We start from the raw sequence: 20,314 nt of genomic DNA, 5'->3' as shown, positions 1-20,314 counted from the left end.
TTTAGCAGGAGAGATTACATGTCTTTTTCACAAGCGGTGAGCGGCCTCAATGCTGCCTCCAGCAATCTGGATGTGATTGGTAACAACATCGCCAACTCCGCCACAGCCGGTTTTAAATCCAGCACCATTGCTTTTGCCGATATGTTTGCCGGCTCTAACGTGGGTTTGGGTACCAAAGTTGCCGCCGTCATTCAGGACTTTGGTGATGGAAGTACGACGTCAACCAGTCGTGGACTGGATGTGGCACTGAGCGGCAACGGTTTCTTCCGCATGACCGACGCCAGCGGCGGTGTGTTCTATTCCCGTAACGGCCAGTTCACGCTGGATGCCAACCGTAACCTGGTGAACACCCAGGGTCTGAACGTCACCGGCTATCCGGCCAGCGGTACACCACCAACCATTCAGACCGGTGCCAACCCAGTGGCGCTGAGTATTCCAACCACGCAGATGGGGGCACGTGCAACAACAACTGCTACCCAGGTTGCCAACCTGAACTCCACCAGCACCACCCCGACCGTCACCCCGTTTGATAAGTCCAACGTTGATAGCTACAACGCGAAAACCACCATGACGGTGTACGACACGCAGGGTAACGATCACCAGTTAGACATGTACTACATCAAAACGGCGGATAACACCTGGACCGTGCACATGGTTGACTCCACCACCGGTAATGAAGTTGGTAATACTTTGGGCGGTGACAACCTGGGTTATCAGATGCAATTTGATGCTAACGGTAAGCTGACGCAGGTGGGGAAAATCACTGCAGCGGGTGTTGCTGACACCAGCGCTTCCCTGGCAAACCTGGTTGTGGACGGCACCAACGGGGCGAATGGCATGAATATCAGCCTGAGCATGTTGGGTAGCCTGCAGCAAAACACCGGTGCGACCACTTTTGGTAACCCAACGCAAGACGGTTATCAGCCTGGCGATCTCACCAGCTACACCATCAATGATGACGGCACCATTACTGGCACCTACTCCAACCAGAAAACCCAACTTCTGGGACAAATTGTCTTGTCGAGTTTCTCTAACCCGGAAGGTCTGAAGTCTGAAGGTGACAACGTCTGGTCTGCCACCAGCTCATCAGGTCAGGCCGCCACTGGTCTGGCAGGCACCGGTACTTACGGCAACCTGACTTCAGGTGCGCTGGAAGCGTCCAACGTCGATATGAGCAAAGAGCTGGTGAACATGATCGTTGCGCAGCGTAACTATCAGGCCAACAGCCAGACCATCAAAACTCAGGACCAGATTCTTAACACCCTGGTTAACTTACGTTAATTCGCTAACGGGATTGCTTTATGGATCACGCAATATATACCGCCATGGGCGCGGCCAGTCAGACGTTGGATCAGCAGTCGGTAACGGCCAGCAACCTCGCCAACGCCTCAACGCCGGGCTTTCGTGCTCAGCTCAACGCGTTGCGCGCGGTGCCGGTCAGCGGCTGGTCGCTGCCGACGCGTACGCTGGTTGCCGCTTCCACGCCGGGCGCCGATATGTCACCGGGCTCGATGGACAACACCGGCCGCACGCTGGATGTGGGGGTCGCGCAGGACGGCTGGTTGGCGGTGCGTGCCGCTGACGGTACCGAAGCTTATACCCGCAACGGCAACATGCAGATCAGCGCGACCGGTATTTTGACTATTCAGGGCAATCCCGTAATGGGCGATGGGGGTCCGATCGCCATCCCGCAAGGCGCTGAATTGACCATCGCGGCAGACGGGACCATCACCTCGCGTAACGCCGGTGATGCACCCAATGCCACGGTGCAGATTGGTCGCCTGAAGCTGGTGCGCGCCACCGGTAAAGAGATGCAGCGCGGTGATGACGGCATGTTCCGTCCTAATCAGCAAACCCAGGCGACGCGCGGCGCTGCGCTGGCAAATGATGCCACCATGACGGTGATGCCCGGCGTGCTGGAGGGCAGTAACGTCAAGCCGGTGGAAACCATGGTCGATATGATCGCCAACGCCCGACGTTTTGAGATGCAGATGAAAGTGATCTCCAACGTCGATGAAAACGAACAAAAAGCTAACAGCTTGCTCAACATGAGCAGCTAAGGCGTAAGGAAAACACCATGATTCGTTCTTTATGGATCGCCAAAACCGGTCTTGACGCTCAGCAAACCAACATGGACGTCATCTCCAACAACCTCGCGAACGTAAGCACCAACGGCTTTAAACGTTCGCGCGCGGTATTCGAAGATTTGATGTACCAAACCCTGCGTCAGCCGGGCACGCAGTCGTCAGAGCAAACCACGCTGCCGTCTGGTTTGCAGATAGGTACCGGTGTGCGTCCTGTCACCACTGAACGTCTGCATCAGCAGGGTAACCTGTCGCAGACCAGCAACTCGAAAGACGTGGCGATTAACGGCCAGGGTTATTTCGAAGTGCAGATGCCGGACGGCACCTCGGCGTATACCCGTGATGGTTCATTCCAGGTTGACCAGAACGGTCAGCTGGTGACTAACGCCGGTTATCCGGTACAGCCAGGCATCACTATTCCGGCTAACGCCACCAGCATCACGATCTCGCGCGATGGCGTGGTGAGCGTAACGCAGCAGGGCCAGACCAACCCGGCGCAGGTCGGTCAGCTGACGCTGAGCACCTTCATGAACGATGCGGGCCTGAACAGCCAGGGTGAAAACCTCTATCAGGAGACGCAGGCATCCGGTGCGGCGACGCAGAGTACGCCAGGCCAGAACGGCGCGGGTCTGCTGTATCAGGGTTATGTCGAAACCTCGAACGTCAACGTGGCGGAAGAGCTGGTCACCATGATTCAGACGCAGCGCGCCTACGAGATCAACAGTAAAGCGATCAGCACCTCCGATCAGATGCTGGCGAAGTTAACCCAGCTGTAATGCTGGTGTCGTTGGGCCAGCTCCGCTGGCCTGATTAAGCAACATGAAGAAGGTCAAAAAGTGGCGAAGCAAGTGATTCTCAAGCCTGGTCATTGGTTGGTAGCCACGCTGCTACTCACGCTTAACGGTTGTGCGCTGGTTCCGCGCACACCACTGGTACAGGGATCGACTACGGCAGAGCCGACGCCATCCGCACCGCCGGTGGTGAACGGTTCCATTTTTCAGGGCGTCGCACCGCTGAACTACGGCTATCAGCCGCTGTTTGAGGATCGTCGTCCACGCAACATTGGCGATACATTGACGATCACCTTGCAGGAAAACGTCAGCGCCAGCAAAAGTTCTTCGGCCAATGCCAGCCGCGATGGCAGCAACAGTTTTGGTGTGACAGGTGTACCAACCGGCCTGAGCGGTCTGGTGGGTGCTGGTGGCGAAAAAGCCACGCTGGATGCCAATGGCAAAAATGACTTCGCCGGTAAAGGTGGCGCGACGGCCAACAACACCTTTACGGGCACCATCACCGTCACCGTCAATCAGGTGTTGTCGAACGGCAACCTGCGCGTGGTGGGTGAGAAACAGATCGAAATTAACCAGGGCACCGAATTTATCCGGTTCTCGGGCGTGGTTAACCCACGCACCATCAGCGCCAGCAACGCGGTGCTGTCAACGCAGGTGGCCGATGCACGTATTGAGTACGTCGGAAATGGTTATATCAATGAAGCGCAGACGATGGGCTGGTTCCAGCGTTTCTTCCTGAACGTCTCGCCGATGTAAGAGGTAGTAACAATGAATATGACGACTCTGCTCCGCCTGAGCCTTGGCATGCTGCTCGGTTTCAGCTTACTGGCGCATGCTGACCGCATCCGCGATCTGACCTCCGTGCAGGGCGTGCGCGACAACCAGCTGATCGGTTACGGTTTGGTGGTGGGCCTTGATGGTACCGGTGACCAGACCACCCAAACGCCGTTCACCACCCAAACCGTGAGCAACATGCTCTCCCAGCTCGGCATTACTGTGCCGGCTGGCACCAATATGCAGCTGAAAAACGTAGCGGCCGTGATGGTGACCGCCAAGCTGCCAACCTTTGCGCGTCAGGGGCAAACCGTTGATGTGGTGGTTTCTTCGCTGGGTAACGCCAAGAGTTTGCGCGGCGGTACGCTGCTGATGACGCCGATGAAAGGCGTCGATAACCAGGTTTATGCGCTGGCGCAGGGTAACATTCTGGTCGGCGGTGCCGGCGCTTCAGCCGGTGGCAGCAGCGTGCAGGTTAACCAGCTGAACGGTGGCCGCATTACCGGCGGCGCCACGGTAGAGCGTGAACTGCAGAGCAACTTTGGTAGCCAGAACACCATTAACCTGCAGCTGAATAATGAAGATTTCAGCATGGCGCAGCGCATTGCCGACGCCATCAACAGCCGTGGGATTGGTTCGGCGCAGCCGCTGGATGCCCGTACTGTGCAGATTCGCGTCTCGCCGAATAACAGTTCTCAGGTGCGTCTGCTGGCCGAAATTCAGAACCTCGATGTTGCGGTGCCGCTCGAAGATGCCAAGGTGATTATCAACTCACGTACCGGTTCGGTGGTGATGAACCGCGAAGTGACGCTGAACACCTGTGCGGTGGCGCAGGGCAATCTGTCGGTTACCGTCAATCAGCAGCAGAACGTCAGTCAGCCGGATACGCCGTTGGCGGGTGGGCAGACTGTGACCACCAACAATACCCAGATCGATCTGCGCCAGAGTGGCGGCGCGCTGCAACGGGTTAACGCCAGCGCCAACCTCAATAACGTGGTGCGTGCACTGAATGCGCTGGGTGCGTCACCGATTGAGCTGATGTCGATTTTGCAATCGATGGAAAGCGCAGGCTGCTTGCGCGCCAAACTGGAAATTATCTGATGAACGATACGCAATCGCTGGTGAATGCGGCGTACGACAGCCGCTCGCTGAACGACCTGAAACGCGAAGCCGCCGCCGACCCGAAAGGGAAGGCGATGCAGGTGGCCAAACAGGTGGAAGGGATGTTTGTGCAGATGATGATGAAAAGCATGCGTGCAGCGCTGCCGCAGGATGGCCTGCTGAGCAACGATCAGACGCGGCTTTTCACCTCGATGTACGATCAGCAGATTGCACAGGACATAGGCAAACGTGGTCTCGGCATGGCCGATATCATCGTTAAGCAGATGCAGCCCGCTCAGGAGCCGGACGAAACCGCCGGTACGGTGCCGATGAAGCTGGATAACAGCTTCATCTATAGCAATCTGCCGTCGAATCAGCTGGAGCAGATGGTACGTAAAGCGGTGCCGCGTTTGCCGGTCTCGCCCAGCAGTTTGCCGAGCGACAGCAACGACTTTATCGCGCAGCTGGCGCAGCCGGCGCAGGTCGCCAGCCAGCAGAGCGGTATTCCGCATCACCTGATTCTGGCGCAGGCCGCGCTGGAATCCGGCTGGGGCCAGCGACAGATTCTGACGCGTGACGGCAAGCCGAGTTACAACGTGTTTGGCATCAAGGCGAGCGGCGACTGGAAGGGCGAAACCACCGATATCATGACCACCGAATACGAAGGCGGGGCAGCGAAGAAAGTGCGCGCCAGTTTCCGTGTGTATGGTTCCTATATGGAAGCGCTCAGCGATTACGTCAAACTGCTGTCCAATAATCCTCGTTATGCCGCCGTTGCCAACGCACCGAGTGCCGAGCAGGGCGCGCGTGCCTTGCAGGCCGCCGGTTACGCCACCGATCCAAACTATGCGCAGAAACTGGTGGGAATGATCCAGCAATTCAAAAACATGGGCGAAAAAGTGGTGAAGGCGTATAGCAACGACATCACCGATTTGTTCTGATTTTTGCTCTCAAGTTTCACTTAAGCACGCCGATAACAATCACATGCCGCGGGCGTTCTCGTCCGCGCAATCGCACTGATGACTGCCAGCCCGGTTAACGGGAAATTAAGGAACCGAGATGTCCAGCATAATTAACTCAGCGATGAGTGGGCTGAGCGCCGCACAGGCTGCATTAAGCACCACCAGTAACAACATCAGTAATTACACGGTAGCGGGCTATTCGCGTCAGACGGCGATTTTGTCGCAGTCGAACAGCACCTTGCAGGGCAACAGCTATTACGGCAACGGTGTAACGCTCTCCGGCGTACAGCGTGAATACGATGAGTTCATTACTGCGCAATTGCGTGGCTCCAGCGCCAATTACAGCGCAGTGAACACGCAATACAACCAAATTTCCAACATTGACGATCTGCTGTCGACGTCGACCACCAGCTTGTCGACCTCAATCCAAAGCTTCTTCACCAACGTGCAGAACGTGGTGAGTAACGCCAACGATCCCTCGGCGCGTCAGTCAATGCTGAGCTACGCCCAAGGCCTGGTGAACCAATTCCAGACCACCGCGCAATATCTCAACAATATGCAAAATAGCGTTAACACGGATATTGCCTCGAACGTCGATCAGATCAACACCTTCACCAGCCAGATTGCCGACCTGAACAGCCAGATCGCCAAGCTGACCACCGGCGGTGGCGCGGCGCCGAACAATTTGCTGGATCAGCGCGATCAGCTGGTGAATAGCCTGAACAATGTGGTGGGCGTGAACGTATCCCAGCAGGACGGCAGCTATATTGTCTCGATGGGCAGTGTGACGTTGGTGAATGGTAAAAACTCCACCAGCTTAGTGGCGATGCCGTCCAGCAGCGATTCAACACGTACCACTGTCGGTTATGTCGATAAGCAGGCAGGTAACGTTGAGATCCCTGAGAAGACGCTAACCACCGGTTCACTCGGCGGTTTGCTGGCGTTCCGCACCCAGGATCTGGATACCGCGCAAAATCAGCTCGGCCAGTTAGCGGCAGCGTTCACCACCAGCTTCAATACCGTGCACAGCGAAGGTTATGACAGCAACGGCGACCAGGGGGGCAACTTCTTTAATATCGGTTCGCCAACCGTAGTGGGTAACAGCAAAAATACCTCAGCGGCTACCGTTACGGCGGCATGGTCAGACACCAGCGCGATGAAAGCCTCTAACTACACCGTAAGTTATGATGGCAGCAACTGGTCGGTGACCCGCATGTCCGACAACGTGAAGTTTAGCGTTACGCCAGATGCGACCGACGGCACCCTCAACTTTGATGGCCTGAAACTGACGGTGAGCACCTCACCCGCGCCTAACGCGAAAGACAGTTTCCTGGTCAAACCGGTCCAGAACGTCATTGCGGGCATGTCGGTCGCGATCACCGATGAGTCGCAAATTGCTGCGGCATCCAGCGCAACCAGCGGTGAAAGTGATAATACAAACGCGCAAAAACTGCTGGCTTTGCAAGATGAAAAGTTAGTGAACGGTAATGCGACGATCTCGCAAGCTTACGCCAGCCTGGTCAGTACAGTAGGTAATAAAACTAGCACCCTTGAAACCGCCAGTACCACGCAGAAGAATGTGGTTACTCAGCTTAGTGACCGTCAGCAGTCAGTGTCCGGCGTGAACCTTGATGAAGAGTATGCCAACCTTACCAGGTACCAGCAGTTTTATATGGCGAATGCGCAGGTTCTGCAAACAGCAAATACTATTTTTAATGCCTTGATGGGCATTCGTGGCTAATTGGAGAAATCATAACCATGAGACTTAGCACGAGTATGATCTTCGACCAGCAGGTGCGCGGCATTAGCGATGCGCAATCTTCTTGGTTAAAAGTTGGAACACAGCTTTCTACTGGACGTCGTGTTAGCAACCCGTCTGACGATCCGATTGCAGCATCGCGTTCCATCGTGTTGTCACAATCGCAGGCTAAAAGCAGCCAATATGCGACGGCGCGTAGCTTCGCAAATCAAAGTTTGTCGCTGGAGGAGAATTCACTGTCCAGCGTGACGTCAAGTATTACCAAAGCGCAGGAAATTATTGTTGCCGCATCCACCGGCACACTCAGCGATGATGATCGTGCGTCGTATGCCACTCAGTTGCAGGGAATTCGTGATGAGATCCTGAACCAGGCTAACAGTAAAGACGGCTCCGGGCGTTACATTTTTGCTGGTTACAAAACCGATGTTGCGCCGTTCTCTGATACTGCTGGTGGCGTTACGTATGTCGGTGGGACGGAAGCTATTACTCAGAAAGTTGATGAAAGCCGCACTATGTCTGTGAGCGATACGGGAAGCTCGGTGTTTATGGCCATCACCAGCAATGCTAAACCTGAACCGGATGGAACGCCGAGTGAAAAAAGTCTTTTTGCAATGCTTGATGGTGCGATTGCCGCGCTGAAAATACCGCAAGAGAATGCTGATGCTGCTACTACACAGTCTTTTACCGACGCGATGAATAAAACGAACCGTGGATTAAGTAACTCATTAAATAATGTGCTTACGGTGCGTTCTGCAATTGGAACTCAAATGGCCGAGTTGGATACGCTGGATGGTCAAGGCGATGATCGAGATTTGATTCTTAGTTCGCAAATGAGCGACCTGGTTGATGTCGATTACACCGCGGCTATTTCCAGCTACACCATGCAACAGACGGCACTGCAAGCTTCGTATAAGACCTTTACCGATATGTCGCAGATGTCGCTGTTCCAACTCAATTCTTAATTAGCCTAAACCTTTGAGCGTACTTTAACCGGGTGCGCTTAGCTTCTCCCACCTCCCTTTGGGGGTGTGGGATTTTTTTTGCCCGTTATTCAGGTCGCCATAAATGGCGTCATGGTTGTCCGTTAGCGTAAATCGGTCGCCATAGATGCCGCCTGCAGGCAATAAAAAACCCCGGACTGGCCGGGGTTTGATGTTGACTGACTTGCCAGAGGTTACGCGCTTTCCGGACGGGTTGCCGGTGCGGTTGCCTGATGCGTCGCGCTGTGACCACCGGCTGAGCCGCGGCCCTCAAAGCCAAAGGCTGGACGGACCCAGTCGCTGTTGCGAACCGGTTCTGGTTCCCACGCCGGTGCTGGTGCTTTAGTCATCGGTGCAGTCGCGTGATGCTTGAAGCGCGTCTCAACCGTGGTTACTGCGGTATCACGTGCTGCAACCGGCGCATGAGGTTCAGTGACTGGCGTGACTTCGGCTTCAGCCGCGACTGGCGCAGCCAGCACGTCTTCAACCTGAGCTTCAACGGCTGGCGATACATCCACCGGCGCCTGTTCAGCAACTGCAGCCACTTCGCTTACTTCAGGCTTCGCTTCTTCAGCCACGGCAGCCGGTTCCGCTTCAGCCGCGGTTTCCTGTGCAACCTGTTCGTCAGCAGCAGAGATCACTGATGGCTCTTCGTTAACGGGCGCGGCAATCGGCGTGACGTCATCCGTATTCACCACGGGCACATCGGTGTGCGCCTGCGGTTCAACCTGATGTACGGATTCTTCAGCGGCAACCTGCTCAACGGCCGGTTCAACAGCGTCAGCGGGTTGAGTCTCGGCATCCGGTGTTTGCTGGTAACCGTAATCCGACACTTCATGCATCGCATCTTGCGTGCTGTACTCTTCCTGCGCTTGCGCAACCGGGTAAGAGATCCACACTTTGCCTGACGCCATTTCTGGTGAAGCAGCAGCAGATTCCAGCGGCATTGCAGACTGCGTTGGGTAACGCTCGTCACGATAGCGACGACGACGCTGACCGCTTACGCGCAGATGACGCGGTGAACGACGTGAACGGCGCGGCATATTGGCGCTATCACGGTTATCGCTATCATCTTGCTCGTCATTGCTGGCTTCAGGATGCTCTTTGTACTGAGCACGCGGCGCAGTTTCAACGGCAGCATCATGAACCACCGGCGCTTCGACAGTGATGTCAGGCGTTTCGCCAACACGCACGCGCTGTGACAGCTGACGCTGCTTACGACGCGGCATGACCTGAACGCGTTCTTCTTCGTGCTCAACGTTTTCGTCAACCGCAGGCGCCTGAACAACCGGTTCAGCGGCTTTCTGATCCTGCTGCTGAGCACGTTTTTCTTCCTGACGACGACGCTGGCGATCGGCACGCTGTTCGCGGCGCTGTTGCTGCTGCTCATCACGTTGCTCAAGCGCTTCATCGCTCAGCACTGGACGCGCTTCACGCGGCTCGTTCTGACGCTTGTTACGACGGTTGTCCTGATTATCACGCGGTTCGCGGGCTTCACGTGGCTCACGTGCTTCGCGCGGCTCGCGCGGTTCACGACCTTCGCGCACCTGACCGTTCTCGCCATTACGCGGCGTACGTTCACGACGATTGTTGCGACGGTTGTTATTGTTACGACGTTCGCCACGCTGCTGGGTGGTTTCAGATTCAGCGGCAACAACGGCTGGGGCTTCCTGCTTAGTTTCAGCAGGCGCCGCAGCAGGCGCATCACCGGCAAACAGTTTCTTCAAGCCACTCAGCAGGCGAGCCACGAAACCAGTGTTGGTTACTGCAGGCGCAGCAACTGCTGGTTTGGTTTTCACTTCTGCCGCTGGCTGAGTTTCTTTCACCACTTCAACCGGCGCAGGCGGCGCATCAGGCATCGCGAAAGCGGCCAGTGCTGGCTGCTCCGGACGACGACGCTCAGCGTGCTCTTCTTCAGAAGGCAGCGCCATTTCCGCTTCGTGCAGTTTCGGTAAGTGATAGCTCAGCGTTTGCGTCTCTTCGCCAGTACGAACACGCAGTACCGAGTAGTGTGGCGTTTCCATCTGATCGTTTGGCACGATGATGGCACGCACACCGCCCTGGCGTTTTTCGATGGCGCTAACGGCATCACGCTTTTCGTTCAGCAGGTAAGAGGCGACCTGAACCGGCACAATGGCATGCACTTCTTTAGTGTTGTCTTTCAGCGCTTCTTCTTCAATCAGACGCAGAATAGACAGCGACAGCGATTCGTTATCACGGATGGTGCCGGTTCCGCTGCAGCGTGGGCAGACGTGATGGCTGGATTCACCCAGTGACGGGCTCAGACGCTGACGCGACATCTCCAGCAAGCCGAAGCGTGAAATGTGGCTGATCTGAATACGCGCACGATCCTGACGTACTGCTTCACGCAGGCGGTTTTCCACCGCGCGCTGGTGGCGTACTGGCGTCATGTCGATGAAGTCGATAACAATCAGGCCGCCGAGATCGCGCAGACGCAATTGGCGTGCAATCTCATCGGCCGCTTCCAGGTTGGTGTTGTACGCGGTTTCTTCGATATCACCGCCGCGAGTAGCGCGTGCGGAGTTGATATCAATCGCCGTCAGGGCTTCGGTGCTATCGATAACAATCGATCCGCCTGATGGCAGACGCACTTCACGCTGAAAGGCGGATTCAATCTGCGATTCGATTTGGTAGTGGCTGAACAGCGGGATTTCACCGGTGTAGAGTTTGATTTTGCTGCTGAAGTCCGGACGACCCAGTGCAGCAATGTGCTGACGGGCCAGTTCCAGTACTTTTGGATTATCGATAAGGATTTCACCGATATCCTGACGCAGATAGTCGCGGAAGGCGCGCACGATAACGTTGCTTTCCTGATGGATCAGGAAAGGCGCTGGGCGGCTATCTGCGGCTTTCTTAATGGCTTCCCAGTGCTTCATACGGAAGCTGAGATCCCACTGCAGTGATTCGGCAGATTTACCCACGCCCGCAGTGCGGACGATCAATCCCATGCCGTCTGGAAGTTCCAGTGCGGAAAGTGCTTCTTTTAATTCGGTACGGTCGTCGCCCTCAATGCGGCGTGAAATACCACCGGCACGTGGGTTGTTCGGCATCAATACCAGATAGCTACCGGCCAGGGAAATAAAGGTGGTGAGTGCTGCACCTTTATTACCGCGTTCCTCTTTATCAATTTGAACGATAACTTCCTGACCTTCACGCAGCACATCTTTGATATTCGGACGACCATGTGCGTTGTAATTGGCGGGGAAGTATTCGCGGGAAATTTCTTTCAGAGGGAGGAAACCGTGACGTTCTGCACCATAATCGACAAATGCAGCTTCAAGGCTGGGTTCAACGCGGGTGATTTTACCTTTGTATATGTTGGCTTTTTTCTGTTCGTGTCCAGGACTTTCAATATCCAGATCGTACAGACGTTGTCCATCAACCAGGGCAACGCGCAACTCCTCCTGCTGAGTTGCGTTAATTAACATTCTTTTCATCGTGACTTACTCGTTATTCTCACATGAGTGATCTAGCTGCGGGCATCGTTACCCTGGACGAGAATCAACCGATGGCCCCGTGTCTTAATGCACTGACGTCAACCTCACGGTTGTCGGCGGCTAAAGGGGCGCAAATCTTGTCGGTGGCCTGTTTTTCATAAGGAAATCCAGCGCCTGAAGGTGGAAATGTTACAGAGTATTCAAAAATCCACACATCCTGGTCTGTCGTCCAGGCCGCAACCCGCAGCCCGCTAAGTGCCTGATTTAACATTACGTCTTACGCCATTGCTGCGTGTCCGTTAAATCCGGCAAAATGACTTATTTCGCTCTTTTTCCTGCCTGAATCTTTCCAGGGCAGAAACCCCTGCATTATTCCATTGCTAACTCACATTAAGCAAGGCGACTTTTGCCAAGCTGAGAAGTTTATTCATCCATAACCTGTTCATTTGCAGGGCTAATCATCGCATCGCTGAAAATGTCGCCATTTTCACCGTTTCAATACGCGACAAAGAGAGAGTTAAGCACAGAAAAAGGGGTGGCGCTATCCAGGTACACTAATTAGAATCGCCGCCATGAAAACTGAGAATCCCGGCGTACAGTATGTCGCCATCACGGCTGAAAATGCCGGACAACGAATTGATAACTTTTTGCGCACCCAGCTCAAGGGCGTGCCGAAAAGCATGATTTACCGCATTTTGCGTAAAGGCGAAGTACGGGTAAATAAAAAGCGCGTGAAACCGGAATATAAGCTGGAGGATGGCGACGAGCTGCGTATTCCGCCGGTGCGGGTTGCCGAACGCGAAGAGAACACGGTTTCACCGAAACTGGATAAAGTGGCGGCGCTCACCAATGCCATTCTGTATGAAGATGATTACCTGATGGTGCTGAATAAACCGTCGGGCACTGCGGTGCACGGTGGCAGCGGATTAAGTTTTGGCGTGATTGAAGGGCTGCGTGCGCTGCGTCCGGAAGCGCGTTTCCTTGAATTAGTCCATCGTCTGGATCGTGATACTTCTGGCATTCTGCTGGTGGCGAAGAAGCGTTCTGCTTTGCGCTCGCTGCATGAGCAACTGCGCGAAAAGGGCATGCAGAAGGATTACCTGGCGCTGGTGCGCGGTGACTGGCCGTCGCATCTGAAAGTGGTGCAGGCTCCGCTGTTAAAGAACATTTTGCAGAGCGGCGAACGCGTGGTGCGCGTGAGTGCGGAGGGCAAACCTTCCGAGACGCGCTTTAAAGTAGAAGAGCGTTTTGGTTTCGCGACCTTAGTGAAAGCCAGCCCGGTGACGGGCCGTACCCATCAGATTCGTGTGCATACGCTGCACGGTGGCCATCCGATCGCTTTTGACGATCGTTACGGCGACCGCGACTTTGATGCACAGCTGGGTTCGACGGGCTTGTCGCGTCTTTTCCTGCATGCGGCTGCGTTGACCTTTACCCATCCCAATACCGGAGAAGTGCTGCGCATGGAAGCGCCACTGGATGGCGCACTGAAACACTGTCTTGCACAGTTGCGTCAGAAGAAAGACTGATTGAAGGGGCATCAACACAATGCGTTGATGCCCACCGCTCTTAACATCTCATTTAGCGCGATCAGCGGTAAGCCAATCAAGGTATTAGGATCGCGACCCTCTAGCTTGTCAAATAAACAAATCCCCAATCCTTCGCTTTTGAAGCTGCCGGCGCATTGTAGCGGTTGTTCCTTTTCGACGTAGCCGCGAATCTCTTCGGCACTCAACTCGCGGAAATGCACGGTAAAGGGTTCGCAAATAACCGATTGTGTGTCGCTCTGCGGTTGCAGAAGCGCCAAGCCAGTATAAAAGGTGATGGCGTTGCCGCTGGCGGCCGCGAGTTGCTGGCAGGCCTTCTCCACGGTATGCGGTTTACCGGTTATCTCGCCATTCAATACACAAACCTGATCGGAACCGATAATCCAGCGGTCCGGGTAACGTGCAGCCAGCGCCTGCGCTTTGGCTAATGCCAGCCGCTGCACCAGCTCGGAGGCTGATTCATGCGGCAGCGGGGATTCGTCGCAATCGGGAGCGGCGGTAATAAAAGGCAGGCCCAGTTTGCTTAGCAGCGCCTGACGAAAAGGGGAGGTAGAAGCTAAAACCAAAGGTGTCGTCATTTTTTTTCAGAATAGATAGCGTAAAGATGACAGTCATTTTAAACTATGCGCCGCACTGGATGCGACTAACGGGTGAAAGATGCCGTAAACCGGCCTTTTTCTTTGACTCTATGACGTTACAAAGTTAATATGCGCGCCCTATGCAAAAGGTAAAATTACCCCTGACGCTCGATCCGGTCCGCGCCGCGCAAAAACGCCTTGATTATCATGGTGTTTATGCACCTGAATTGGTGGCGCGCTTGGCCGAAACGGTCGTGAGTGTGGACAGTGAAGTTGAATGCGATATGTCGTTTGCGGTTGATAACCAGCGCCTCGCCGTTCTGCAAGGAACAGCCGAAGTGCAGGTGACTCTGTCATGTCAACGCTGCAACCAGTCGTTTCCACGTCATGTTCACGTAAGCTATTGCTTCAGTCCTGTCTCTTCTGATGAACAGGCCGAGGCACTACCGGAAGCCTACGAGCCAGTTGATGTCAATGATTTTGGTGAGATCGACTTGCTGGCAGTGATCGAAGATGAGCTCATCCTCGCGCTGCCCGTGGTTCCGGTGCATGATTCTGAACACTGTGAAGTGTCCGACGCGGACATGGTATTTGGTCAATTGCCTCCAGAGGCAGAAAAACCAAATCCCTTTGCCGTATTAGCCAGTTTAAAGCGTAAGTAATAGGAGTAAGGTCCATGGCCGTACAACAGAATAAACCAACCCGTTCTAAGCGTGGTATGCGTCGTTCACACGATGCGCTGACCACTGCTGCTCTGTCAGTAGATAAAGTTTCTGGCGAAACTCATCTGCGTCACCATATCACTGCGGATGGTTACTACCGCGGTCGCAAGGTTATCACCAAGTAATCCTCGCGATTACACAAGGCGATACCTTGACACGTTTGACCCTGGCAGTTGATGCCATGGGCGGGGACTTCGGTCCTTGCGTGACAGTGCCTGCAGCCTTGCAGGCACTGGCCTCTCATTCGGAGCTGGTTCTTCTTCTGGTCGGCGATCCCGACATCATCTCGTCATTTCTTGCCAAAGCGGATTCCTCGTTACAGAGGCGTGTGCAGGTTATTCCTGCCGAATCGGTTATTGCAAGTGATGCCAAACCTTCTCAGGCGATTCGTAACAGCCGCGGCAGCTCCATGCGTGTGGCGTTAGAGTTGGTCAAAGAGGGGAAAGCACAAGCCTGTGTCAGTGCGGGAAATACCGGCGCACTGATGGGCCTGGCGAAAATGCTATTAAAACCGCTGGATGGCATTGAGCGTCCGGCGTTGATGACGGTGTTGCCGCATCAGCAGCATGGCAAAACGGTGGTGCTGGATCTCGGCGCTAACGTTGAATCCGACAGCGCCATGCTGGTGCAGTTTGCGATCATGGGCGCAGTGATGGCCGAAGAAGTGTTGGAGATCGCCCAGCCGCGTGTTGCGCTGCTGAATATTGGTCAGGAAGAGACCAAAGGATTGGAAACAATCCGCGCCGCATCTGCGGTGCTGCGAGCGTCACCGCAAATCAACTATATTGGATATCTTGAGGGGAACGATCTCCTCACCGGCAAGACGGATGTGCTGGTTTGTGATGGCTTCGTTGGTAATGTCACGTTGAAGACCATGGAAGGCGTGGTAAGAATGTTCCTCACTCTGATTAAATCGTCAGAGGAAGGAAAAAAACGGGCCTGGTGGCTAACATTGCTGGGACGCTGGATTCAAAAGCGTCTGGCGAAGCGTTTCGGCCATCTCAACCCCGACCAGTACAATGGCGCTTGTCTGTTAGGATTGCGCGGGACAGTGATCAAAAGCCACGGTGCGGCGAATCAACGTGCATTTGCCGTGGCGATAGAGCAGGCAGAGCAGACGGTGCGAAAGCAAGTCCCTGAAAGGATTGCGGCGCGCCTTGACACTGTATTAGCCAGGAGTGACAAAGCGTAGATGTTTACCAAAATTATCGGTACGGGCAGCTATTTGCCTGAGCAGATTCGCTCCAATGCGGATCTGGAAAAAATGGTCGAGACGACGGACGAGTGGATTGTCACCCGTACCGGCATCCGTGAGCGTCGTATTGCCGCTCCGGAAGAAACCGTTGCTACTATGGGCTTCACCGCAGCACAGCGCGCGTTGGAAATGGCGGGTGTGAATGCGAGCGACATTGGCCTGATCATTGTGGCGACCACCTCTTCCAGCCATGCCTTCCCAAGTTCAGCATGCATGATCCAGCAAATGCTGGAGATTAACGATTGCGCTGCCTTCGATTTGGCCGCTGCTTGTGCGGGCTTCACCTATGCACTGAGCGTTGCCGATCAATACATTAAAAATGGTGCGGTAAAACATGCGCTGGTGATCGGTGCAGACGTGCTTGCACGTACGCTCGATCCTAACGATCGCGGCACCATCATTCTGTTTGGTGATGGCGCGGGCGCGGTGGTGCTGAGTCAAAGCGAAGAGCCAGGCATCCTTTCTACCCATCTGCACGCCGACGGCCGTTACAGCAAACTGCTGACGCTGCCGTATCAGGATCGTGCCCATCAGGATGAGCCTGCTTATCTGACGATGGCGGGGAATGAAGTCTTCAAAGTGGCCGTGACTGAACTGGCGCACATTGTGGATGAAACTCTGCAAGCCAACAATCTTGATCGTGAAATGCTCGACTGGCTGGTGCCGCATCAGGCGAATCTGCGCATTATTAGCGCAACCGCCAAAAAGCTCGGTATGGGCATGGAGAAAGTTGTGGTCACGCTGGATCGTCACGGTAATACCTCGGCCGCGTCAGTGCCAAGTGCACTTGACGAAGCGGTGCGCGATGGCCGTATCAAGCCGGGACAACTGATTCTGCTGGAAGCCTTTGGTGGCGGTTTCACCTGGGGTTCTGCGCTGGTTCGCTTTTGATTGACAGGAACGAAAGATGACGCAATTTGCTTATGTTTTCCCAGGACAGGGATCGCAGACCGTCGGCATGTTAGCCGAGCTGGCCGCTGAAAACCCGCAGGTTGAAGCCACTTTCCGTGAAGCTTCTGACGCACTGGGTTATGACTTATGGCAGCTGGTCCAGCAGGGACCAGCTGAAGAATTGAATAAAACCTGGCAGACACAGCCTGCGCTGCTGGCGGCTTCTGTTGCCATCTATCGCGTATTGCAGAGCAAAAATGCGGTGCAGCCAAGCATGATGGCCGGTCACAGCCTTGGTGAATACTCGGCGCTGGTTTGTGCCGGTGTGCTGAATTTCGCTGACGCCATTAAATTGGTTGAGCTGCGCGGCAAACTGATGCAGGAAGCGGTACCGGAAGGTACTGGCGCTATGCAGGCGATTATCGGCCTGGATGATGCATCCATCCGTAAAGCCTGTGAAGAGAGCGCTCAAGGCCAGGTGGTTTCACCGGTTAACTTCAACTCGCCGGGCCAGGTGGTTATCGCGGGCAACAAAGAAGCGGTTGAACGTGCGGGTACAGCCTGTAAAGCTGCCGGTGCCAAACGTGCATTGCCGCTGCCAGTCAGCGTGCCATCGCACTGTGCGTTGATGAAACCTGCTGCCGATAAGCTGGCAGTAGCGCTCGAAGCGATCACCTTTAGTGCGCCTTCGGTGCCGGTGGTGAATAACGTCGACGTGAAGTGTGAAACTGAAGGTGCTGCGATTCGAAGTGCGCTGGTCCGTCAGCTGTATAGCCCCGTGCGCTGGACCGAATCGGTCGAATTTATTGCTGCGCAGGGCGTTGAGCAGCTGCTGGAAGTCGGTCCAGGTAAAGTTCTGACCGGTCTGACCAAACGTATTGTGGATAGCCTGAGTGCCGCTGCGGTGAACGATTCTGTTTCACTGAGCGCTGCACTTACCCAGGAATAAGAGGAAAAACATGAGCTTTGAAGGTAAAGTAGCGCTGGTTACCGGTGCAAGCCGTGGAATTGGTCGCGCCATTGCGGAAACGCTGGCTGCGCGCGGTGCCAAAGTGGTGGGAACCGCCACCAGTGCAAGCGGTGCGGAAGCAATCAGTGCTTACCTCGGCGACAAGGGCAAAGGCCTACTGCTGAACGTTACTGATGCCGCCTCAATTGAGAGCGTCCTCGAACAAGTTCGCGCCGAATTTGGCGAAGTGGACATTTTAGTCAATAATGCAGGCATTACGCGTGACAATCTGTTGATGCGCATGAAAGACGATGAGTGGGCGGATATCCTTGATACCAACCTGACATCTGTCTTCCGTCTTTCTAAGGCGGTTATGCGTGCCATGATGAAAAAACGCGTGGGCCGTATCATTACCATCGGTTCTGTAGTTGGGACCATGGGTAACGCGGGTCAGGCAAACTATGCGGCTGCAAAAGCAGGTTTGATTGGCTTTAGCAAATCACTGGCGCGAGAAATTGCGTCACGTGGCATTACTGTAAACGTCGTGGCTCCGGGCTTTATCGAGACGGACATGACGCGTGCACTGAACGAAGATCAACGTTCGGGTATTTTGGCAGAAGTTCCCGCAGGTCGTTTAGGTGACCCGCAGGAGATTGCCAATGCTGTTGCATTCTTAGCCTCTGACGAAGCAGCCTATATCACGGGTGAAACGCTTCATGTCAATGGCGGCATGTACATGGTCTGATAATCACGAAAACATTTGCTTTATCTACGGTAAACACCGCAGAATAACGCAAAATCGTGGTTCGACCAGCCGGGATTTTGTTGCATCTTTTTCAACATTTTATACACTACGAAAACCATCGCGAAAGCGAGTTTTGATAGGAAATTAAATAGTATGAGCGATATCGAACAACGCGTTAAGAAAATCGTAGCTGAGCAGCTGGGTGTTAAAGAAGACGAAGTGATTAACACTGCTTCTTTCGTTGAAGACCTTGGTGCAGATTCTCTTGACACCGTTGAGCTGGTAATGGCTCTGGAAGAAGAGTTTGATACTGAAATTCCAGACGAAGAAGCTGAGAAAATCACTACCGTTCAGGCAGCGATCGACTACATCACTAGCCATCAAGGTTAATGAATATCTTCAGGCGGTCACCTCGACCGCCTGAGTTTTATGTTTGCCCCACATAGCGTTATTTTTTCCCTCCCTGGAGGACGTGCGTGTCTAAGCGTCGTGTAGTTGTGACTGGTCTTGGCATGTTGTCTCCTGTCGGCAATACCGTAGAGTCTACCTGGAGTGCTCTCCTTGCCGGTCAGAGCGGCATTAGCCTGATCGACCATTTTGATACTAGTGCCTACGCAACGCGTTTTGCGGGCTTAGTAAGAGATTTTAATTGCGATGATTTCATCTCGCGCAAAGATCAGCGCAAGATGGATGACTTCATCCAATACGGCATCGTTGCTGGTATTCAGGCTATGGCAGACTCCGGTCTGGTCGTAACCGATGAGAATGCTGGTCGCATTGGTGCGGCAATCGGTTCTGGTATTGGCGGACTGGGTTTAATCGAAGATAACCACAGCTCGCTGGTCAACGGTGGACCGCGCAAAATCAGCCCATTCTTCGTGCCTTCAACCATCGTCAACATGGTTGCTGGTCATCTCACCATCATGTACGGCCTGAAAGGTCCAAGCATCTCTATCGCAACTGCCTGTACGTCTGGTGTGCACAACATTGGTCATGCAGCGCGTATCATTGCGTATAACGATGCTGATGTGATGTTGGCCGGTGGTGCGGAGAAAGCCAGTACGCCACTTGGTGTCGGTGGTTTTGGTGCTGCTCGTGCGCTCTCCACGCGTAATGACAATCCTCAGGCGGCAAGCCGTCCGTGGGATAAAGATCGTGACGGTTTCGTGTTGGGTGACGGTGCTGGCATTGTCGTACTTGAAGAGTACGAACACGCTAAGAAACGTGGTGCGAAGATTTATGCTGAGATCATTGGTTTCGGCATGAGCAGCGATGCTTACCACATGACGTCACCTCCGGAAGACGGTTCAGGTGCAGCCGCGGCGATGGTTAACGCGCTACGTGACGCACAGCTGAACGCTGAGCAGATCGGTTATGTCAACGCGCATGGCACCTCGACGCCAGCCGGTGACAAAGCGGAAGCGCAGGCGGTGAAATCGGTGTTTGGTGCGGCAGCTCACAGTGTGATGGTCAGCTCTACCAAGTCGATGACTGGCCACCTGTTGGGTGCGGCGGGTGCAGTAGAAGCGATTTATTCGATTCTGGCGCTGCGCGACCAGGCGATTCCACCGACCATCAACCTCGACAATCCTGACGAAGGTTGCGATCTGGACTTCGTGCCGCATACGGCGCGCCAGGTCAGCGGACTGGAGTACACCTTGTGTAACTCCTTCGGATTTGGCGGCACTAACGGCTCGCTGATCTTCCGCAAGGTTTAA

General features: G+C 54.5%; 20 protein-coding genes. 17 read left to right on the top strand and 3 right to left on the bottom strand.

What is annotated here, in order from left to right:
• The first annotated feature begins 18 nt into the window (after positions 1-18).
• The 8 genes from flgE to flgL all read left to right on the top strand — a co-directional run bounded on the left by flgE (position 19) and on the right by flgL (position 8,433).
• The gene (gene flgE, locus PZBJ_RS01370) at positions 19-1,281 is read left to right on the top strand and encodes a flagellar hook protein FlgE (RefSeq protein ID WP_101760848.1); all 1,263 of its coding nucleotides are present in this window, start codon (positions 19-21) and stop codon (positions 1,279-1,281) included.
• 20 nt (positions 1,282-1,301) lie between these two features.
• Entirely contained in the window at positions 1,302-2,060 is a 759-nt protein-coding gene (locus PZBJ_RS01365) for a flagellar basal body rod protein FlgF (RefSeq protein ID WP_101760847.1), read from the top strand.
• Between the two features lie 17 nt (positions 2,061-2,077).
• Positions 2,078-2,860 carry a flagellar basal-body rod protein FlgG gene (flgG, locus tag PZBJ_RS01360; RefSeq protein WP_007885801.1) on the top strand — a complete coding sequence of 261 codons (783 nt, stop codon included), beginning with the start codon at positions 2,078-2,080 and terminating at the stop codon, positions 2,858-2,860.
• A gap of 60 nt (positions 2,861-2,920) precedes the next feature.
• Positions 2,921-3,631 carry a flagellar basal body L-ring protein FlgH gene (locus PZBJ_RS01355; RefSeq protein ID WP_097094260.1) on the top strand — a complete coding sequence of 237 codons (711 nt, stop codon included), beginning with the start codon at positions 2,921-2,923 and terminating at the stop codon, positions 3,629-3,631.
• A gap of 12 nt (positions 3,632-3,643) precedes the next feature.
• The gene (locus tag PZBJ_RS01350) at positions 3,644-4,750 is read left to right on the top strand and encodes a flagellar basal body P-ring protein FlgI (RefSeq protein ID WP_101760846.1); all 1,107 of its coding nucleotides are present in this window, start codon (positions 3,644-3,646) and stop codon (positions 4,748-4,750) included.
• On the top strand, positions 4,750-5,691 hold the full coding sequence (gene flgJ / locus PZBJ_RS01345) for a flagellar assembly peptidoglycan hydrolase FlgJ (protein ID WP_101760845.1): 942 nt from the start codon (positions 4,750-4,752) through the stop codon (positions 5,689-5,691). The genes PZBJ_RS01350 and flgJ overlap by 1 nt, the downstream gene beginning before the upstream one ends.
• A 118-nt stretch (positions 5,692-5,809) precedes the next feature.
• Entirely contained in the window at positions 5,810-7,453 is a 1,644-nt protein-coding gene (flgK, locus tag PZBJ_RS01340) for a flagellar hook-associated protein FlgK (protein WP_101760844.1), read from the top strand.
• 17 nt (positions 7,454-7,470) lie between these two features.
• Positions 7,471-8,433 carry a flagellar hook-associated protein FlgL gene (gene flgL / locus PZBJ_RS01335; protein ID WP_101760843.1) on the top strand — a complete coding sequence of 321 codons (963 nt, stop codon included), beginning with the start codon at positions 7,471-7,473 and terminating at the stop codon, positions 8,431-8,433.
• Between the two features lie 212 nt (positions 8,434-8,645).
• Here flgL and rne read toward each other — a convergent pair whose 3' ends face one another.
• On the bottom strand, positions 8,646-11,909 hold the full coding sequence (gene rne, locus PZBJ_RS01330) for a ribonuclease E (protein ID WP_101760842.1): 3,264 nt from the start codon (positions 11,907-11,909) through the stop codon (positions 8,646-8,648).
• Between the two features lie 64 nt (positions 11,910-11,973).
• The gene (locus PZBJ_RS01325) at positions 11,974-12,180 is read right to left on the bottom strand and encodes a hypothetical protein (RefSeq protein ID WP_101760841.1); all 207 of its coding nucleotides are present in this window, start codon (positions 12,178-12,180) and stop codon (positions 11,974-11,976) included.
• Between the two features lie 301 nt (positions 12,181-12,481).
• Between PZBJ_RS01325 and rluC the strand changes: the two genes are divergently transcribed.
• Positions 12,482-13,438, top strand: a complete 957-nt coding sequence (gene rluC, locus PZBJ_RS01320) for a 23S rRNA pseudouridine(955/2504/2580) synthase RluC (protein WP_101760840.1) — start codon at positions 12,482-12,484, stop codon at positions 13,436-13,438.
• Between the two features lie 11 nt (positions 13,439-13,449).
• Here the strand turns inward: rluC and PZBJ_RS01315 are convergent, their stop codons facing one another.
• Positions 13,450-14,034: a Maf family protein gene (locus PZBJ_RS01315; RefSeq protein WP_101760839.1), complete on the bottom strand. Its 585-nt coding sequence runs from the start codon at positions 14,032-14,034 to the stop codon at positions 13,450-13,452.
• Between the two features lie 140 nt (positions 14,035-14,174).
• Between PZBJ_RS01315 and yceD the strand changes: the two genes are divergently transcribed.
• The 8 genes from yceD (at position 14,175) to fabF (ending at position 20,314) form a co-directional block, all read left to right on the top strand.
• Positions 14,175-14,696 carry a 23S rRNA accumulation protein YceD gene (yceD, locus tag PZBJ_RS01310; RefSeq protein ID WP_007885785.1) on the top strand — a complete coding sequence of 174 codons (522 nt, stop codon included), beginning with the start codon at positions 14,175-14,177 and terminating at the stop codon, positions 14,694-14,696.
• 14 nt (positions 14,697-14,710) lie between these two features.
• Complete coding sequence (gene rpmF / locus PZBJ_RS01305; RefSeq protein ID WP_007885783.1) at positions 14,711-14,881, top strand: 50S ribosomal protein L32; 171 nt, start codon at positions 14,711-14,713, stop codon at positions 14,879-14,881.
• Between the two features lie 26 nt (positions 14,882-14,907).
• Positions 14,908-15,948 carry a phosphate acyltransferase PlsX gene (gene plsX, locus PZBJ_RS01300; RefSeq protein WP_101760838.1) on the top strand — a complete coding sequence of 347 codons (1,041 nt, stop codon included), beginning with the start codon at positions 14,908-14,910 and terminating at the stop codon, positions 15,946-15,948.
• A complete protein-coding gene (locus tag PZBJ_RS01295) occupies positions 15,949-16,902 on the top strand; it encodes a beta-ketoacyl-ACP synthase III (protein ID WP_101760837.1) in 954 nt (317 codons plus the stop codon).
• A 16-nt stretch (positions 16,903-16,918) separates the two neighbouring features.
• Positions 16,919-17,851 carry an ACP S-malonyltransferase gene (gene fabD / locus PZBJ_RS01290; RefSeq protein WP_101760836.1) on the top strand — a complete coding sequence of 311 codons (933 nt, stop codon included), beginning with the start codon at positions 16,919-16,921 and terminating at the stop codon, positions 17,849-17,851.
• A 10-nt stretch (positions 17,852-17,861) separates the two neighbouring features.
• Entirely contained in the window at positions 17,862-18,596 is a 735-nt protein-coding gene (gene fabG, locus PZBJ_RS01285; protein WP_007885776.1) for a 3-oxoacyl-ACP reductase FabG, read from the top strand.
• Between the two features lie 153 nt (positions 18,597-18,749).
• Positions 18,750-18,986: an acyl carrier protein gene (gene acpP, locus PZBJ_RS01280; protein WP_101760835.1), complete on the top strand. Its 237-nt coding sequence runs from the start codon at positions 18,750-18,752 to the stop codon at positions 18,984-18,986.
• Positions 18,987-19,072: 86 nt separating this feature from the next.
• On the top strand, positions 19,073-20,314 hold the full coding sequence (fabF, locus tag PZBJ_RS01275) for a beta-ketoacyl-ACP synthase II (protein ID WP_101760834.1): 1,242 nt from the start codon (positions 19,073-19,075) through the stop codon (positions 20,312-20,314).

Origin of the sequence: Pantoea endophytica, from assembly GCF_002858935.1 — a bacterium.
Classification (GTDB): domain Bacteria; phylum Pseudomonadota; class Gammaproteobacteria; order Enterobacterales; family Enterobacteriaceae; genus Pantoea; species Pantoea leporis.
This window is presented reverse-complemented; position numbering and strand designations above follow the sequence as displayed.

Excerpts from the sequence above, each read along its gene's own strand:
- flgE (WP_101760848.1), top strand. The coding sequence starts at position 19 with ATGTCTTTTTCACAAGCGGTGAGCGGCCTCAATGCTGCCTCCAGCAAT.
- PZBJ_RS01365 (WP_101760847.1), top strand. The coding sequence starts at position 1,302 with ATGGATCACGCAATATATACCGCCATGGGCGCGGCCAGTCAGACGTTG.
- flgG (WP_007885801.1), top strand. The coding sequence starts at position 2,078 with ATGATTCGTTCTTTATGGATCGCCAAAACCGGTCTTGACGCTCAGCAA.
- PZBJ_RS01350 (WP_101760846.1), top strand. The coding sequence starts at position 3,644 with ATGAATATGACGACTCTGCTCCGCCTGAGCCTTGGCATGCTGCTCGGT.
- flgJ (WP_101760845.1), top strand. The coding sequence starts at position 4,750 with ATGAACGATACGCAATCGCTGGTGAATGCGGCGTACGACAGCCGCTCG.
- flgK (WP_101760844.1), top strand. The coding sequence starts at position 5,810 with ATGTCCAGCATAATTAACTCAGCGATGAGTGGGCTGAGCGCCGCACAG.
- flgL (WP_101760843.1), top strand. The coding sequence starts at position 7,471 with ATGAGACTTAGCACGAGTATGATCTTCGACCAGCAGGTGCGCGGCATT.
- rne (WP_101760842.1), bottom strand. The coding sequence starts at position 11,909 with ATGAAAAGAATGTTAATTAACGCAACTCAGCAGGAGGAGTTGCGCGTT.
- PZBJ_RS01325 (WP_101760841.1), bottom strand. The coding sequence starts at position 12,180 with ATGTTAAATCAGGCACTTAGCGGGCTGCGGGTTGCGGCCTGGACGACA.
- rluC (WP_101760840.1), top strand. The coding sequence starts at position 12,482 with ATGAAAACTGAGAATCCCGGCGTACAGTATGTCGCCATCACGGCTGAA.
- PZBJ_RS01315 (WP_101760839.1), bottom strand. The coding sequence starts at position 14,034 with ATGACGACACCTTTGGTTTTAGCTTCTACCTCCCCTTTTCGTCAGGCG.
- yceD (WP_007885785.1), top strand. The coding sequence starts at position 14,175 with ATGCAAAAGGTAAAATTACCCCTGACGCTCGATCCGGTCCGCGCCGCG.
- rpmF (WP_007885783.1), top strand. The coding sequence starts at position 14,711 with ATGGCCGTACAACAGAATAAACCAACCCGTTCTAAGCGTGGTATGCGT.
- PZBJ_RS01295 (WP_101760837.1), top strand. The coding sequence starts at position 15,949 with ATGTTTACCAAAATTATCGGTACGGGCAGCTATTTGCCTGAGCAGATT.
- fabD (WP_101760836.1), top strand. The coding sequence starts at position 16,919 with ATGACGCAATTTGCTTATGTTTTCCCAGGACAGGGATCGCAGACCGTC.
- fabG (WP_007885776.1), top strand. The coding sequence starts at position 17,862 with ATGAGCTTTGAAGGTAAAGTAGCGCTGGTTACCGGTGCAAGCCGTGGA.
- acpP (WP_101760835.1), top strand. The coding sequence starts at position 18,750 with ATGAGCGATATCGAACAACGCGTTAAGAAAATCGTAGCTGAGCAGCTG.